At 71.8% G+C, this 14102-nt stretch carries 18 protein-coding genes and 1 tRNA gene; 9 read left to right on the top strand and 10 right to left on the bottom strand.

Translation table 11 applies throughout. The features are described from left to right. Nucleotides 1-558, top strand: a 558-nt coding sequence (locus Ae505Ps2_RS11535; RefSeq protein ID WP_212567631.1) for a transposase family protein, incomplete at its 5' end; no start/stop codon positions are given. A 33-nt stretch (nt 559-591) separates the two neighbouring features. After that, complete coding sequence (locus Ae505Ps2_RS31135) at nt 592-915, top strand: hypothetical protein (protein ID WP_139318817.1); 324 nt, start codon at nt 592-594, stop codon at nt 913-915. Between the two features lie 98 nt (nt 916-1013). Here Ae505Ps2_RS31135 and Ae505Ps2_RS11530 read toward each other — a convergent pair whose 3' ends face one another. The 3 genes from Ae505Ps2_RS11530 to Ae505Ps2_RS11520 all read right to left on the bottom strand — a co-directional run bounded on the left by Ae505Ps2_RS11530 (nt 1014) and on the right by Ae505Ps2_RS11520 (nt 2568). After that, nucleotides 1014-1550 carry a hypothetical protein gene (locus tag Ae505Ps2_RS11530; RefSeq protein WP_020626462.1) on the bottom strand — a complete coding sequence of 179 codons (537 nt, stop codon included), beginning with the start codon at nt 1548-1550 and terminating at the stop codon, nt 1014-1016. Between the two features lie 180 nt (nt 1551-1730). Next, a complete protein-coding gene (locus Ae505Ps2_RS11525) occupies nt 1731-1955 on the bottom strand; it encodes a hypothetical protein (RefSeq protein ID WP_075308298.1) in 225 nt (74 codons plus the stop codon). A 52-nt stretch (nt 1956-2007) separates the two neighbouring features. Further along, on the bottom strand, nt 2008-2568 hold the full coding sequence (locus tag Ae505Ps2_RS11520; RefSeq protein ID WP_139318818.1) for a CGNR zinc finger domain-containing protein: 561 nt from the start codon (nt 2566-2568) through the stop codon (nt 2008-2010). A gap of 158 nt (nt 2569-2726) precedes the next feature. On the opposite strand from Ae505Ps2_RS11520, the gene Ae505Ps2_RS11515 reads away from it, so the two are divergent. After that, nucleotides 2727-3134 carry a GNAT family N-acetyltransferase gene (locus Ae505Ps2_RS11515; protein WP_233147419.1) on the top strand — a complete coding sequence of 136 codons (408 nt, stop codon included), beginning with the start codon at nt 2727-2729 and terminating at the stop codon, nt 3132-3134. Next, nucleotides 3131-3622 (top strand): pyridoxamine 5'-phosphate oxidase family protein, encoded by a 492-nt coding sequence (locus Ae505Ps2_RS11510; protein ID WP_075308300.1) that lies wholly within the window; start codon nt 3131-3133, stop codon nt 3620-3622. Before Ae505Ps2_RS11515 ends, Ae505Ps2_RS11510 begins: the two co-directional genes overlap by 4 nt. A 177-nt stretch (nt 3623-3799) precedes the next feature. Here the strand turns inward: Ae505Ps2_RS11510 and Ae505Ps2_RS11505 are convergent. Next, nucleotides 3800-3872: transfer RNA gene (locus Ae505Ps2_RS11505), tRNA-Leu, on the bottom strand. Nucleotides 3873-3905: 33 nt separating this feature from the next. Here Ae505Ps2_RS11505 and Ae505Ps2_RS11500 point away from each other — a divergent pair. Further along, the gene (locus Ae505Ps2_RS11500) at nt 3906-4724 is read left to right on the top strand and encodes a class I SAM-dependent methyltransferase (RefSeq protein WP_075308301.1); all 819 of its coding nucleotides are present in this window, start codon (nt 3906-3908) and stop codon (nt 4722-4724) included. A gap of 170 nt (nt 4725-4894) precedes the next feature. On the opposite strand, the gene Ae505Ps2_RS11495 is transcribed toward Ae505Ps2_RS11500, so the two are convergent. Both Ae505Ps2_RS11495 and Ae505Ps2_RS11490 read right to left on the bottom strand, forming a co-directional pair. Continuing rightward, on the bottom strand, nt 4895-5611 hold the full coding sequence (locus Ae505Ps2_RS11495) for a uracil-DNA glycosylase (protein ID WP_020626456.1): 717 nt from the start codon (nt 5609-5611) through the stop codon (nt 4895-4897). Then, nucleotides 5608-6561 carry a Ppx/GppA phosphatase family protein gene (locus Ae505Ps2_RS11490; RefSeq protein ID WP_043280876.1) on the bottom strand — a complete coding sequence of 318 codons (954 nt, stop codon included), beginning with the start codon at nt 6559-6561 and terminating at the stop codon, nt 5608-5610. The genes Ae505Ps2_RS11495 and Ae505Ps2_RS11490 overlap by 4 nt, the downstream gene beginning before the upstream one ends. Before the next feature lie 86 nt (nt 6562-6647). Between Ae505Ps2_RS11490 and Ae505Ps2_RS11485 the strand changes: the two genes are divergently transcribed. Then, on the top strand, nt 6648-8291 hold the full coding sequence (locus Ae505Ps2_RS11485; RefSeq protein ID WP_075308302.1) for an acyl-CoA dehydrogenase family protein: 1644 nt from the start codon (nt 6648-6650) through the stop codon (nt 8289-8291). A 12-nt stretch (nt 8292-8303) separates the two neighbouring features. On the opposite strand, the gene Ae505Ps2_RS11480 is transcribed toward Ae505Ps2_RS11485, so the two are convergent. After that, nucleotides 8304-9275, bottom strand: coding sequence for a zinc-binding dehydrogenase (locus tag Ae505Ps2_RS11480; RefSeq protein WP_075308303.1), 972 nt, complete (start codon nt 9273-9275; stop codon nt 8304-8306). A gap of 75 nt (nt 9276-9350) precedes the next feature. Here Ae505Ps2_RS11480 and Ae505Ps2_RS11475 point away from each other — a divergent pair, with 75 nt between their 5' ends. Then, nucleotides 9351-9944: a TetR/AcrR family transcriptional regulator gene (locus Ae505Ps2_RS11475; RefSeq protein WP_075553613.1), complete on the top strand. Its 594-nt coding sequence runs from the start codon at nt 9351-9353 to the stop codon at nt 9942-9944. Here Ae505Ps2_RS11475 and Ae505Ps2_RS11470 read toward each other — a convergent pair. The 3 genes from Ae505Ps2_RS11470 to eno form a co-directional block, all read right to left on the bottom strand. Then, nucleotides 9941-10435: a DUF501 domain-containing protein gene (locus tag Ae505Ps2_RS11470; RefSeq protein ID WP_139319050.1), complete on the bottom strand. Its 495-nt coding sequence runs from the start codon at nt 10433-10435 to the stop codon at nt 9941-9943. The genes Ae505Ps2_RS11475 and Ae505Ps2_RS11470 overlap by 4 nt on opposite strands. Nucleotides 10436-10469: 34 nt before the next feature. After that, nucleotides 10470-11069, bottom strand: a complete 600-nt coding sequence (locus tag Ae505Ps2_RS11465) for a septum formation initiator family protein (protein WP_075308307.1) — start codon at nt 11067-11069, stop codon at nt 10470-10472. A 171-nt stretch (nt 11070-11240) separates the two neighbouring features. After that, nucleotides 11241-12536: a phosphopyruvate hydratase gene (eno, locus tag Ae505Ps2_RS11460; protein ID WP_020625110.1), complete on the bottom strand. Its 1296-nt coding sequence runs from the start codon at nt 12534-12536 to the stop codon at nt 11241-11243. 153 nt (nt 12537-12689) lie between these two features. Between eno and Ae505Ps2_RS11455 the strand changes: the two genes are divergently transcribed. Both Ae505Ps2_RS11455 and efeU read left to right on the top strand, forming a co-directional pair. Further along, complete coding sequence (locus Ae505Ps2_RS11455; RefSeq protein ID WP_043279643.1) at nt 12690-13100, top strand: tetratricopeptide repeat protein; 411 nt, start codon at nt 12690-12692, stop codon at nt 13098-13100. A 133-nt stretch (nt 13101-13233) separates the two neighbouring features. Beyond that, a complete protein-coding gene (efeU, locus tag Ae505Ps2_RS11450; protein ID WP_075553612.1) occupies nt 13234-14058 on the top strand; it encodes an iron uptake transporter permease EfeU in 825 nt (274 codons plus the stop codon). The last annotated feature ends 44 nt before the right edge of the window (nt 14059-14102 follow it).

Genomic DNA, 14102 nt, shown 5'->3' with positions numbered 1-14102 from the left:
CTGCACGGAGCCCTGCTCGCCGCCCGCACAGCCGGGCACACCCACGTGAATCTCGACGGCACCCTGATCGCCACCGACCGGTGCCGCGCGCTCGGCCTCACCCCCGGGGTCGACCTGTGGTGGTCGGGCAAGCACCGCCGCCACGGCGGGAACATCCAGGTCCTCACCGCACCTGATGGATGGCCGCTATGGACCAGCGACGTGCGGCCGGGCCGCGAGCACGACACCCGCTGCGCCCGTACCCACCCCGGGCTGCTCGAGGGCCTGGCCGCGTTCACCGACGACACCCACGCCGCGCTGGGCGACCTCGGCTACGAAGGCGAAGCCGACCGGCTCACCGTGCCCATCAAACTCGCCCCCGGCCGCGGGCAGACGGTCAACCAGCGCACCGTCAACACCCTGCACTCAGCCCTTCGTGCTCTGGCCGAACGCGGAAACGCCCTGCTCAAGACCACCTTCGCCGCGTTGCGGCGAGTCACGCTATGTCCCTGGCGCACCGGCGCGATCACCGCAGCTGCGCTCGTACTACTCCACACCGAGTACGACCGCACGACATGATCAACCCGCTACTGAGAACACCTCACTGCCTTGGTGGTCAACGATCTGCTCGGCGGAGACCTGGTCGTCGGCGAAGTACACAAAGACGGCACGCACGTCGACTACCACTGGTGGAACCGCTTTGGCCTCGTGGACGTCGACCTGACTCGCGAACAGTTCACCGCCCATGAGGTCGTTGTGGGCGGAGAGGCTCTCAAGCGACCGCCAACCAGCGAGCTCCGTCGATGCGTCGACGAGTACCTCTTGCTGCGTCGGCGTGTCCTGGCGAGGCTCGCGGTCGCTGACGATCCCCCTCTGGAGTCAGACGCCCCTCCTCATTTGGGGGGAGCCGTTTTGCCCGCCGATCATGGCCTCTGAGCTGCTTGGATGCCCGCACTCGGCGTCTCGCCAGCCGAGCTTCGGCGCGTATTCAGCGCGCTCGTCCGGTCGGCAGCCGCACCGAGGGCGGTCCCGGCTCAGCGAGAGATGCCTGTCCGGACGATTCTTACGATGTCCGCCTCACCACGGAACCGCCGCCGACCCGACACCTCGAGAACGTCCCCGGTGTCCCCTGTAGCCCAGACTCTCGCAACAATCTTTCCCCGCCGTACCCATTGCTTCTCGACAAGAGGTCGGTTGAGTTGGGCGGCGACCCAATCGAGCGCGATCACTGCGTGCCGCTCATCGGAGAAGGATCGAGCGTGAACGAGAAGGTTGTCGGGGTGCTTCCGGTCGAAGCCGTCCCAGATGTCATCGCCGCCCCAGGTGCCTGAGAGGCCTCCACGACCATCGAAGAGAACCTTGAGTGTGATCTCGCCCGGGTCCTCGGTGAGGGCGACGTCCAGGCAGAGCAGCACGAACGGCGCAACAGGGTAGGAGCTGACGACCGTTGCGTCGGGCTCGATCAAGCCGGTGAGTCTGTTTGGCGCGAGCCTGCGCACTGCTTCCAGGAACGGCGATCCTTCGGCCTCGCCGTCGCTGTAGGTCACCGGCCCGAACCACTCGTCGGTCATGAGGTCATCGTTCTTGATCGTTCACCGTCTGTCCCCTCCTACCGCCCGCTGAGGTCATCCCTCGCGGCGTGGGTTCACCCCCGGTTGCCGGTTCGGGCACCGTGACGAGAGCACCCCCACCACGGCTCCCCCGATCTCCGAGCAGTGTTGGGTTCGGGCGAGCCCGGCCGCCGGAAGCCATCAGTCGATGAAGCCGGTCTCCGGATCGATCTGCGCCAGGAAGCCCCTGATCGCGTCCTCGACGTCGGCCGGAGTCATGGGCTCACTGCTGGAGTAGGAGGCGGTGAACCCATAGTCGTGTGGGCCGGTCAGCCAGCGGAAGTCGTACCGGCTGTGGGTGCCGAGTTGCCAGCTCACGCGGAAGATCTGCCCGTCTACTGTCACGGTCTGGGACGTCGCCGACATTGTTTCAGCGTCGACGGTCGGTCCCCGGTCCGCAAGGACCTTGGCCCGTCCATCATGACGCTCGTCGGCGCCTGTAGGCCGCCGACCGTGCCCGGTTGTTGCATGCGGTGGAGCAGTAGCGACGGCTGGCGTTCTTCGATTCGTCGAGGTAGACCCGGTTACAGTTCTGTGCGTCGCACGTGCCGAGCCGGGCCGCCTCGCCCGCAGCGAGGATGCGCGCGATGTTCTCCGCGCAGATGGCGGTCCACATCGGAACCAGCGGAAGGTCCGGGGGATGGTGGTGAAGGCGCCACCGCCCGAACTCCTTGGCCAGATGCGGGTGCGCGGGGTACAGGGCGAGGAGCACGTTGAGTCGTTCCGCTGCCTCGTCGAGTCGGTCGCCATCGATCGCCGCGAACACCTCCCCGAGCTGGTTGGCCAGCTCCGTGAAACCCGCCTCGTCGGCCTTGTCCAGCAGCTCCACGGACGCCGGATCCACGGCGAGGATGCGTGCGAGTTCGACGACCGGAATGACGGGGCCCTCTGCCTGACGGCGCAGGTCGACGAGATCGACAGCGACGAACACCCCTGCGTCGACGTAACGATCGAACTGCTCTTGACCCGTCACGCGCACTCTCCTAACCTCGTCACGACTCAAACACCTAACGTCTGTGACGGTACAGAATGAGAACCTCGACGAGCCCGACGACACTACGACCGGCGAACGCCGCTGACCGTGAGGCGATCGCAGAGCTGTGGCACGACGGATGGCGGGACGGACATGTCGGCCACGTGCCGGATGCGCTGCTGGGGCACCGCACTCCCGCAACGTTTCGCCACCGCACGCCGGCGCAGATCTCCTCCACGACAGTCGTCGTCGACCACGACGACGTCATCGGCTTCGTGACGGTGAAGAAGGCCGAGATCGAGCAGTTGTACGTCGGGCGAGCAGCCCGTGGAACCGGTGCGGCAGCGCAGTTGCTGCGCCACGGTGAAGGACTCATCAGCGCAGACGGACACCCTCGATGCTGGCTTGCTGTCGCCCCCGGAAACAGGCGCGCCCGTCGCTTCTACGAGCGCGAGGGTTGGCGAGACGTGGGGGCCATCGACTACGAGGCCAGGACCGCTGGTGAGGCGACCATCGTCGTTCCGTGTCGTCGCTACGAGAAGAACCTTCCGCCCGCCGGAGGACGGGCATGATGAGCTGGAGCGAGTTCGTACTCGCCGCACCGACCGTCGCGGAGATCTTCGAACGTAGATACGTTGCCACCGACAACCTGTGCATGCTCGGAACCGTCCGCGCCGATGGGTCACCTCGGATCAGCCCGATGGAACCCAGGATCTTCGAAGATCGGCTGTGGATCATCGGCATGCCCGGCACACGGAAGTTCGGCGATCTCGCGGCCGACCCCCGCTTCTGCCTCCACAGCGCGACGGTGAGCACACACCCCACCGACGGAGACGCGAAGCTGTCGGGTCGAGTCCATCACATACCCGACCGAGAACAACAGCAACGATTCGCAGAACATCTTTTCACCCTGATCGGACTCGACATCCGGGGGCGGGAGTTCGAGACGTTCTACGCAGCCGACATCACGAGTGCGTCCGCCGTTCAACTCGTCGATGGCCATCTCGACATCACCGTCTGGACTCCAGGACTGTCCGAACGCACCGTGCGGAAGTACTGACGCAACCCTCCGACAGCGAAGAGGAGGGCGGAACTACAGAGAGCTGTCACACCGGCCCTGACCTACGATGCAACCACGCATCGCTCCCGCGTCCGCGTATCGTCCGCGACCCGCGTCGCGGTGGCCGGGGCGGGTGTCACCGCTGGTCAGAGGGGTAGCCTCGACGTGGAAGCGGGGTGCCCCCGGTCGGACTCGAACCGACACTGGGACCCTTTTAAGGGGCCTGCCTCTGCCGTTGGGCTACGGGGGCGCCGCGACAGCGTAGCCAGGGCGGGAAGAACTCATGCCGAGCACCGAGAAGGTCGACCTCCGGGGCGCCGCGGCGACCCTGCTGATGACCCTCTACATGCGACGCCTGGACGCCCGGTCCCGCCGCCCGATCCTCGGCGACCCGTGGGCGGAGCCCGTCTGGGACCGCATCCAGCACGACGTCCACGGCCTCTGGCAGTTCACCGGCGACGTCTCGACCATCGTGTGCCGCGCCGCGATCCTCGACGGCTGGACGCGGGAGTTCCTCGCCGCCGAGCCCGCCGGACAGGTCCTGCACCTGGGCTGCGGGCTCGACAGCAGGCCGTTGCGGGTCGGGGTGCCGTCGACGTGCCGCTGGGTCGACGTCGACCAGCCCGAGGTCATGGACGTCCGCCGTCGGCTCTACGACTTCCCCGACAACGTCGAGCAGGTCTCCGGCTCCGTCGTCGACGACGACTGGTGGTCCGCCGTCGACCCGGCGCTGCCGACGCTCGTCGTCGCCGAAGGGCTGTTCATGTACCTCCCGGCCGAGGCCGTGCACGCCACCGTCGACCGGGTCGTTGCCGGCACCCCGGCGGCCACGCTGGCGTTCGACGCCGTCGCCCCGTGGACGGTGCGCGCCTCGCGCTGGACGCCGACGTTCCGCGCGGTCGGCACCGAGTTCCGGTGGTCGTGGAACCCCGCCGAGTTCGCGCACCGGCACCCGTCGTTGACCGAGCGCGACGACGTCTCGATCTACGACGAGGTGTCCCTGCGCGAGCCGCGGGTGTGGCTGCGTCCGCTGCTGTCGGCGGCCGGGCACGTCCCCGCCATGCAGGACGCGATGCGGCTGCACCGCTTCACCACCGACTGAGCCCCGCTACCGGGACACCCGCCGAGATGCAGCTCAGCGGGTGGCACCCCGCGCCGGAACCCCGCTGAGCTGCATCTCGACGACGGCAGCGGCGCGGCGGGGAGGGTGCTGCGTAGCGGTGAGCAGAGCAGAGCAACCCCGGACCTCACCCCGACCAGCGACGACGAGACTTATCGTCGGATCGGCGTCAATCCGCCGGCCGATGCGGTGTCGGCCAGGACCTGCTCCACCATGGCCGGGGTGAGTCGTCCGGTGAAGGTGTTCTGCTGGCTCACGTGGTAGCAGCCGAACAGCTCAAGCGGCTCCCGGTCGGGGCGGGCGGGGGCCAGCGTCACCGACGCCCCGTGCCCGAACTTCGGGGCCGGCCGCGGGACCGTCCACCCCGCCCCGGCGAGCACCGGCAGCAGCGCCTGCCACCCGAAGCCGCCGAGCACCATGATCGATCGGACCGTCGGGGCGAGCAGGTCGAGCTCCTGCTCCAGCCAGCCGCGGCAGGTGTCCCGTTCGGCGGGGGTCGGCTTGTTCGCCGGCGGCGCGCAGTGCACGGGCGCGGTGATCCGGACCCCGTACAGCTCCAGGCCGTCGCCGATGTGCGAGGCGGTCGGCTGCGAGGCCAGCCCGACGGCGTGCAGCGCGGCGTAGAGCACGTCGCCGCTGCGGTCGCCGGTGAACATGCGCCCGGTCCGGTTCGCTCCGTGCGCGGCCGGGGCCAGCCCGACGATCAGCATCCGCGCGTCGGGCGGGCCGAAGCCGGGTACCGGCCGACCCCAGTAGGTCTCGTCGCGGAACGCGGCCCGCTTCTCTCGGGCCACCTGCTCGCGCCACTCGACCAGCCGCGGGCAGGCCCGGCACTCGGAGATCCGCTGGTCCAGGACCGCCAGGTTCATGCGATCGATCGCGCGATCCCGTCGAGGATGTCGTGCTCGGACACGACGACCCGGTCGATCCCGGCGCGCGCGTGCAGCTCGTCGGCGAGGGCCTGCACGACCAGCGATCCGGCACCGATGACGTCGACGCGGCCCGGGTGCAGCGAACCGTGCTTCTCCCGCTCCGACCGCGACGACCGGATCAGCAGGTCCGCGACCCGGTGCAGGTCCTCGCGGGTCAGCGTCGAGCCGTGCACCTGCTCGCGGTCGTAGGCGGGCAGCTCCTGGGCGATCCCGGAGAGCGAGGTGATCGTCCCGGCCACCCCGACCCAGGTCTTCGCGGTCTCGACCGGCACCGACGCGAACGCCTCGGCCAGCACCTCACCGGCGACCGTACGCGCGGAGTCGATCTCGGCCTCCGACGGCGGGTCGGAGGGCAGGCAGCGCTCGGTCAGCCGCACCGACCCCATGTCGACCGACTTCGCCGCGGTCACCACCGCGACCCCGTCGCGCAGCTCGCCCACGACGACCTCGGTGGACCCGCCGCCGACGTCGGTGACGACGAACGGGCCGTCGTCGGGGTCGAGGTCGCCGACGGCGCCGACGAACGACAGGCGCGCCTCCTCGTCGCCGGAGATGATCTCCGCCTCGACGCCGAGGGTGTCGCGGACCATCGCGAAGAAGTCCTCGCGGTTCGACGCGTCCCGGGTCGCCGACGTCGCGACCATCCGGACCCGCTCGGCGCCCTTGCGGCGGGCGGCGACCGCGTAGTCGACGAGTGCCACCCGGGTCCGCTCCAGCGCCTCCGGGTCGAGCCGGCCGGTCGCGTCGACGCCCTTGCCGAGCCGCACGATCCGCATCTCGCGGTGCAGGTCGCGCAGCTCCTTCTGGCCGTCGAACGCCTCGGTGACGTCGGCGACCAGCAGCCGGATCGAATTGGTTCCGCAGTCGATGGCGGCGACCCGCGACATCGGCACTCCCTGTTCTCGGCGACCGTCGGACCTCACCGTAGTCGCGATCACTCGGTGGAGCCGCCGGTCCGGGTTACCCTCCGGTAATGGCGACGACGCACACCCCCGCCCCGGTGTCGGACCTCGGCACCCACGAGGTCCTCAACCAGGTCCCGCCGCGTTCGGACGGCGATCTGCTCTCCGCGGACCCGGCCGTCGCCGAGGCGCTCGCGCGCGAAGGCGGGGACGCGGCGGCGCTGGAGGCGGTGGCCGCGGCCGTCGGGACCGCGGAGCACCGCGAGCACGCCCGCGCCGCGAACGCCCACGAGCCGGAGCTGCGCACGCACGACCGCACCGGGCACCGCGTCGACGAGGTCGCCTTCCACCCGTCCTGGCACGCGTTGATGCGCACGAGCGTCGAGCACGGTCTCGCCGCCACCCCCTGGGCCGCGGCACCCGGCACCGGCGCGCACGTCACCCGGGCCGCGGGCTTCTACCTGACCTCGCAGGTGGAGCAGGGCCACCTGTGCCCGATCTCGATGACCTACGCGTCGGTGCCGGCACTGCGCCACGCCCCGGAGCTCGCCGCCGCCTACGAGCCCGGCCTGACCGCGCGGACCTACGCGCCAGGGCTCGCCGTCCCCGCGGACAAGGACGGGCTGCTCGCGGGGATGTCGATGACCGAGAAGCAGGGCGGCTCCGACGTCCGCGCGGGCACCACGGTCGCCACCCCGCAGCCCGACGGCAGCTACCGCCTGACCGGGCACAAGTGGTTCACCAGCGCCCCGATGAACGACCTGTTCCTCACCCTCGCCCAGGCCCCCGGCGGGCTGACCTGCCTGGTCCTGCCCCGGGTCCTGCCCGACGGCACCCGCAACGCGATCCGGCTCCAGCGGCTCAAGGACAAGCTGGGCAACCGGTCCAACGCCTCGTCGGAGATCGAGTACGCGGGCGCCGTCGGGTGGCGGGTCGGCGACGAGGGCCGGGGCGTCCGCACGATCATCGAGATGGTCTCGATGACCCGGCTCGACTGCGTGCTCGGCTCCGCGGCGACCGCGCGGGCCGCGGTCACCGAGGCCGCGCACCACGTCGCGCACCGGTCGGCCTTCGGCGCCCGGCTGGCCGACCAGCCGCTGATGCGCGAGGTCCTCGCCGAACTCGCCGCCGAGACCGAGGCCGCGACGGTCCTGGCGCTGCGGCTGGCCGGCGCCGTCGACCGGGGTGAGACGGCGCTGCTGCGCCTGGCCCTGCCCGTGTCGAAGTACCTGGTGTGCAAGCGGGCCTCGACCCTCGTCGCCGAGGCGTTGGAGTGCCTGGGCGGCAACGGCTACGTCGAGGAGTCCGACCTGCCCCGGCTCTACCGCGAGGCGCCGCTGAACTCGATCTGGGAGGGCTCGGGCAACGTCACCGCGCTCGACGCCCTGCGTGCCATCGCCCGCGAGCCGCACGCCGTCGAGGCGCTGCTCGCCGAGATCGACCTGGCCGCGGGATCCGACCCGCGGCTGGACGCGACGGTCACCGCGCTGCGCGCCGAGCTGGCCGCGCCGGAGGAACGGCGGGCCCGCCGTCTCGCGGAGCTGGCCGCGCTGGCGCTGCAGGGGTCACTGCTGGTCCGCCACGCCCCGACGGCCGTCGCGGACGTCTTCCTCACGACCCGGCTCGACGCCGACGGGCCGCTGCGCACCGCGGGGACCCGGCCGGGCAAGGACAGCGTCGGGGTGTTGCTGGACCGGGCGACGCCCGTCGGCTGATACACCGGCCGGTCAGGCCCGGGCGGCACCGTCGCCGGGCACGAGCACGAGCCGCCCGAACACGCTGCCCGCGTCCATCCGGCGGTGTGCCTGCGCCGCCGACCGCAGGGGCAGCACCCCGTCGACGACGGTGCTGAGTCCACCCCGCACGGCGTCCTCGAACTGGTCGGCGCGGACCGCGTCCCGCCGGTCACGGGGGACGGTGTCCAGGCTGAAGGTGGCGAGCGAGCGCGACTGCTGGAACGCCCGGATCAACGCGGACCCCACGTCGGCGGGCGGGAACCCGGCCACCGCACCGACGAGGACGAGCCGGCCGTTGGGCGCGAGCCGGTCCAGGAACGCCGGGACGTCCGGCCCCCCGACGACGTCGACGATCACGTCGTAGGAGTCCGGCCCACCCGCACCGGACCGGTCGAGGACGTGGGTCGCCCCGAGCTCGCGCAGCCGGCGGCCGCGCTCCGGCGAGGAGGTCGTCACCGCGACCGTGCTCGCGCCGCCCCGCACGGCGAGCTCCACCGTCGCGATGCCGATGCTCCCCGCCGCACCCCGGACCAGGACGCTCTCACCGGGTGCGTGATGGGCGTGGGCCAGGGCGAAGTGCGCCACGGGCCCGGCGCTGCCGAGCGTCACCGCACGGGTCGCGGACAGGGCGTCCGGGAGGGCCACCACGTCGCCGACCGCGGCCGCGACCTGCTCGGCGTAGGCGCCGCCGGTACCGGTGAAGGCCCAGACCCGGCGCCCCGTCCACGCCGGGTCGACCCCCTCCCCGGTCGCGGTCACGACTCCCGCCGCCTCGCTGCCCGGCACCATCCCGGCCGGGAAGCGCGTACCGAGACCACCGCGCCGGATCACCGCGTCGACACCTCCGACACCAATCGCCTCGGTCCGGACGACGACCTGCCCCGCGCCGGGTTCCGGTACGGCGACGTCGACCATCTCCAGCCCGTCCGGGCCACCGAACTCGCGGATCCTGACTGCCTGCATCGCCGGTCCTCCCTGGTCCCGCTACCCTGGCGACGGTAGTGGACGCACCCGTCCACTTCGGCGGAAGTGAGACGGATGGACCGCGATCTGCCTCGTCTGCGGGCCGACGCGCAGGACAACCGCGACCGGATCCTCGTCGCCGCCCGCGCCCTGTTCGCCGAGAACGGACTGGACGTCGGGATGCGCGCGATCGCCCGGCGGGCCGGGGTCGGCCCCGCGACCCTGTACCGCCGCTTCCCCACCCGCGACGACCTGGTCCGCGAGGCGTTCACCGAGGAGATGCACGAGTGCCGGCAGATCGTCGTCGACGGAGTCGCCGACGACGACCCGTGGCGCGGATTCCGGACGGTCGTGCACCGGCTCCTCGCGCTGAACGTGCGGAACCGGGGCTTCGTCGACGCGTTGACGAGCGCGGAGCCCGCCCGGGACCTGCTCGTCGGCCACCGGCGGGAGCTGCTCGGCATGCTCGACGGTCTCGTGTCACGGGCGCGGGCGGCCGGTGCGCTGCGGGCCGACTTCGGCCTGGACGACCTGGTCCTGATCCTCCGGGCCGGGCGTGGCCTGGCCCTCGCACCGGAGGCGACCCGCGCACGCGACGCGGCCCGCTTCGCCCGGCTCGCGGTCGATGCCCTCCGCGCCCCCGGCCCGGGCCGTGAACAGCCGGTCTAGAGGCAGGGTGGCCCGGACCGCCACCACTCCCCGATCTCCTCGAGCGCCTCGTCGCCGAACGGGTTCACCCCGGACCCGGCCGCCAGGGCGTGCGCGACGTGCACGTGCAGACACTTCACCCGGTCCGGCATGCCCCCGGCGGTGACGTCGGGGTGCGTGGACAGCGGTTCGATCGCGTCGCGCTCGGCGAGGTAGGTCTCGTGGGCGCGGCGGTAGGCGGCGGCCAGCTCGTCGTCGACGGCGAGCCGTTCCTCCATCTCCTTCATCCGGCCCTCGGCCTCGAGCGTCCCGATCCGCGACGCGAGCCGGGCACACGTCAGGTAGTACAGCGTCGGGAACGGGGTGCCGTCGGGAAGCCGCGGGGCGGTCTGCACGACCGCGGGGTGCCCGGAGGGGCAGCGGTAGGCGATCGCGAGGACCCCGCGCGGGGCGCGACCGAGCTGGTCGGCGACGGCGTCGAGGTCGGCCTGGGCGACCGGGCCCGACTCCAGACCGGGCGGACGGGAACGAGTGCTGCTCACGCTCTCATCGTCGCGGGTCGCCCACGACGTCGTTCCACAGGGTGTGGAACCAGGGCACGCCGGGCTCGGCCTGACCGTCCTCGACGACCGGCGCCGGCGGGGCCGGGAACTGCGGCACGTAGGGCGTCTCCCCCGGCTCGACCATCCCGAGCCGGGCCCGGGCCTGGGCCTCGACCTCGGCCGGGTCCGAGAGCCGGGCACGGTCGGCGGCCAGCCGCGCGACGTCGGCCTCCAGCGCCTGCTGCCGGTCCGAGACGTCGGACAGCTCCTGGCGCTGGGCGACGAAGTTGTGCAGCGGCACCGCGACGGTCAGCGCGAGTGCGCAGACCACGATCGCCAGGATGGCGGCCCGCTTCGTCGACGACAGGCCCAGCAGGCCGGTCGTGCGGGCGACGACCTCGCCGGCGCGGGACCGGGCACGGGTGAGACGCGGCCGGGCGCCCTGGGGGCCGGCCGGACGCGACCGCGCACCGGAGCCGCCCGTCGACGCGGGGGCCCGCGCCGAGCGCCCGGTCGTGCTCCGCGGCTTCGCCGCGGCCCGGCCACGACCCGTGCCGGTCGTGCGGGCGCGAGCGTCCCGTCCACGTCCCCGACGGTCCGCCATGCACCCTCCCGTCCGTACCGGGTTCCCTCACCCGCCAGTGCTGCTCGGTGCCGCTGCGTGGCGGCCCGTCCAGCATGCCGCCCGATCGGGCACCGGTGACGGTGCCGCGCCGAACCGTCCGCAGACGATCCGGGCGGCACCGCCGTCACCGACGAGGGAACAACCGGAGCCTCAGCTCTGGCCGGGCACCTGGTACCGCGGGAACGCCAGCTCGCCGTTGTAGCGGGCGGCGTCACCGAGCAGCTCCTCGATGCGCAGCAGCTGGTTGTACTTCGCCACCCGCTCGGACCGGGCCGGGGCGCCGGTCTTGATCTGGCCGCAGCCGGTCGCGACAGCGAGGTCCGCGATGGTGACGTCCTCGGTCTCCCCGGAACGGTGGCTCATCATGCAGCGGTAGCCCGCGTTGTGCGCCATCGTGACCGCGTCGAGGGTCTCGGACAGGGTGCCGATCTGGTTGACCTTCACCAGCAGCGCGTTCGCGGCGCCGCGGGCGATGCCGTCCTCGAGCCGCTCCGGGTTGGTGACGAAGAGGTCGTCGCCGACCAGCTGCACCTTGTCGCCGATGGACTCGGTGAGCGCGACCCAGCCGTCCCAGTCGTTCTCGTCCAGCGGGTCCTCGATCGAGACCAGCGGGTAGGCGGCCACCAGCTCGGCCCACACCTCGGACAGCTTGTCCGCGGTGATCTTCTTGCCCTCGAAGGAGTACTTGCCGCCTTCGTGGAACTCGGTCGCGGCGACGTCGAGCGCCAGCACGACGTCGGTGCCCAGCGTGTAGCCGGCGCGCTGCACGGCGGCGGCGATCAGGTCGAGCGCGCCGCGGGTGCCGCCCTTGACGTCGGGGGCGAAGCCGCCCTCGTCGCCGAGGCCGGTCGACAGGCCCTTGTCCTTCAGCTCCGACTTGAGCGCGTGGTAGACCTCCGCGCCCCAGCGCAGCGCCTCGCGGAAGGTCTCCGCACCGATCGGCGCGACCATGAACTCCTGCACATCGACGGAGGTGTCGGCGTGCGCACCACCGTTGAGGATGTTCATCATCGGCACCGGCAGGACGTGCGCGTTGGAGCCGCCGACGTAGCGGAACAGCTCCAGGCCCGAGGACTCCGCCCCGGCCTTCGCGACGGCCAGCGACACGCCCAGCAGGGCGTTCGCGCCGAACTTCGACTTGTCCGGGGTGCCGTCGAGGTCGACGAGGCGCTGGTCGACCAGTCGCTGGTCCACCGCCTCGACGCCGACGAGCTCCGGCCCGATCTCGTCGAGGACGGCCGCGACGGCCTTCTCGACGCCCTTGCCGCCGTAGCGGTTCTTGTCGCCGTCCCGGAGCTCGACGGCCTCGTGCTCACCGGTCGAGGCGCCCGACGGGACCGCGGCACGCGCCAGCGTGCCGTCGTCCAGCGCGACCTCGACCTCCACCGTGGGATTGCCCCGGGAATCGAGGATCTCGCGTGCCCCGACCTGCTCGATGACCGCCACCGTGACTCCTGTTCTGATCGCGGGTGTCGTCCGGTGCGTCAGCGTAGTCACCGGTCGGCCCCCGGCGGGGGACGCTTGCGTCACCCTGCTCCGCACCGGTGGTCTGTCAAGGCCTCGCATCCCGCCCGGATCGCACCTAACGTGGGGGTGACCATGAGCAGTCCCCGTGCGAACCACCAGGACCCGGTCGCCGCGTTCCGCCGTGCCGACCGCCTGCTCTCCCGGCACCGCCCGCTCGAGGCCCTCGACGCGCTCCGTCCCGTCCTCGACGCGCACGGTCCGGACGAACCCGGCGACGCCTCGGTGCACCTGCTCGCCGGCCGCGCCTACCTGGACTCGGCGCAGCTGCGGAAGGCCGAGGCCGCGTTCGTGCGGGTCGTCGAGATGGATCCGGCCGACCACTACGCGCGCTTCGCGCTCGGCAAGACACTGCAACGGCAGGGCAGGCTCGGCGAGGCCGAGACCCAGCTGAAGATCGCCTCGGCGATGGACCCGCGCCCGGAGTACCAGGAGGCGCTGGGTGAGGTGCGGGCCCGCATCGCACTCGCGCCCGACCGCCCCTGAACTGCGAAAACGGATCTTCCGGGGCGAATGCCTCGCGACACTTCCCTCCTCGATCGGGTGAGGTTAGCCTTCCCGCCCGGCAGCTCACCCTCACCTGGCGACTGCTCGTGGTGTCCGTGCCGCTGGAGGTCGCATGCTGGGAAACGCGCTCATCGGGCTGCGCGAAGGACTCGAGGCCGCGCTCGTCGTGGCGATCCTGGTGGCCTTCCTGGTCCGCACCGGGCGTCGGTCCGAGCTGACCCGGGTGTGGGCCGGCGTCGCGCTCGCCATCGCCGTCAGCGTCGGTGTCACGCTCGGGCTGACCCTGACCCAGCAGGCGCTGACGTTCCAGGCGCAGGAGGCGCTCGGCGGTTCCCTCTCGATCATCGCGGTCGGCTTCGTCACCTGGATGATCTTCTGGATGCGCTCGCACGGCCGGACCCTGTCCCGCGAGCTCGAGGGTGCACTGGACCGGGCCGTGTCGATGGGGCCGTGGGCCGTCGTCGTGATGGCGGCGCTCGCCGTGGGCCGCGAGGGCCTGGAGACCGCGATCTTCTTCTTCGCCGCAGCGCAGGCCGCGGGCGAGACCGCCGGACCGCTGGTCGGGTTCCTGATCGGCATCGCGGTCGCCGTCGCGCTGGCGTACGCGATCTACCGCGGCGCACTGAAGATCGACCTGGGGCGGTTCTTCACCGTCACCGGCTTCCTGCTGATCTTCGTCGCCGCCGGGATCCTCGCCTACGGCGTCCACGACCTGCAGGAGGCCGGGCTCCTGCCCGGCCTGAACACCCTGGCCTTCGACGTCAGCGACGTCGTCCCCGCCAACTCCTGGTACGGCACGCTCCTCAAGGGGATCTTCAACTTCTCCCCGCAGACGACCGTGCTGCAGGCCGTCGTCTGGTCGCTCTACGTCGTGGTGGTCCTGGCGCTGTTCCTGCGCCCGGCCCGCCGGCGCACCCCCGCCGCCACCGGCGCCTGAACCCTGCACCGTCCACGGTGTCCGTCCCTCGATGAGTACGCACG

This window comes from Pseudonocardia sp. Ae505_Ps2, assembly GCF_001932425.1.
Lineage (GTDB): Bacteria > Actinomycetota > Actinomycetes > Mycobacteriales > Pseudonocardiaceae > Pseudonocardia.
The sequence above is the reverse complement of the archived record's forward strand: the minus strand, read 5'-3'. Positions and strand labels throughout refer to the sequence as shown.

Coding starts and splice junctions, on each gene's coding strand:
- Ae505Ps2_RS11530 (WP_020626462.1), bottom strand. CDS start 1,550: ATGACCGACGAGTGGTTCGGGCCGGTGACCTACAGCGACGGCGAGGCC.
- Ae505Ps2_RS11525 (WP_075308298.1), bottom strand. CDS start 1,955: ATGTCGGCGACGTCCCAGACCGTGACAGTAGACGGGCAGATCTTCCGC.
- Ae505Ps2_RS11510 (WP_075308300.1), top strand. CDS start 3,131: ATGATGAGCTGGAGCGAGTTCGTACTCGCCGCACCGACCGTCGCGGAG.
- Ae505Ps2_RS11500 (WP_075308301.1), top strand. CDS start 3,906: ATGCCGAGCACCGAGAAGGTCGACCTCCGGGGCGCCGCGGCGACCCTG.
- Ae505Ps2_RS11495 (WP_020626456.1), bottom strand. CDS start 5,611: ATGAACCTGGCGGTCCTGGACCAGCGGATCTCCGAGTGCCGGGCCTGC.
- Ae505Ps2_RS11490 (WP_043280876.1), bottom strand. CDS start 6,561: ATGTCGCGGGTCGCCGCCATCGACTGCGGAACCAATTCGATCCGGCTG.
- Ae505Ps2_RS11485 (WP_075308302.1), top strand. CDS start 6,648: ATGGCGACGACGCACACCCCCGCCCCGGTGTCGGACCTCGGCACCCAC.
- Ae505Ps2_RS11480 (WP_075308303.1), bottom strand. CDS start 9,275: ATGCAGGCAGTCAGGATCCGCGAGTTCGGTGGCCCGGACGGGCTGGAG.
- Ae505Ps2_RS11475 (WP_075553613.1), top strand. CDS start 9,351: ATGGACCGCGATCTGCCTCGTCTGCGGGCCGACGCGCAGGACAACCGC.
- Ae505Ps2_RS11465 (WP_075308307.1), bottom strand. CDS start 11,069: ATGGCGGACCGTCGGGGACGTGGACGGGACGCTCGCGCCCGCACGACC.
- Ae505Ps2_RS11455 (WP_043279643.1), top strand. CDS start 12,690: ATGAGCAGTCCCCGTGCGAACCACCAGGACCCGGTCGCCGCGTTCCGC.
- efeU (WP_075553612.1), top strand. CDS start 13,234: ATGCTGGGAAACGCGCTCATCGGGCTGCGCGAAGGACTCGAGGCCGCG.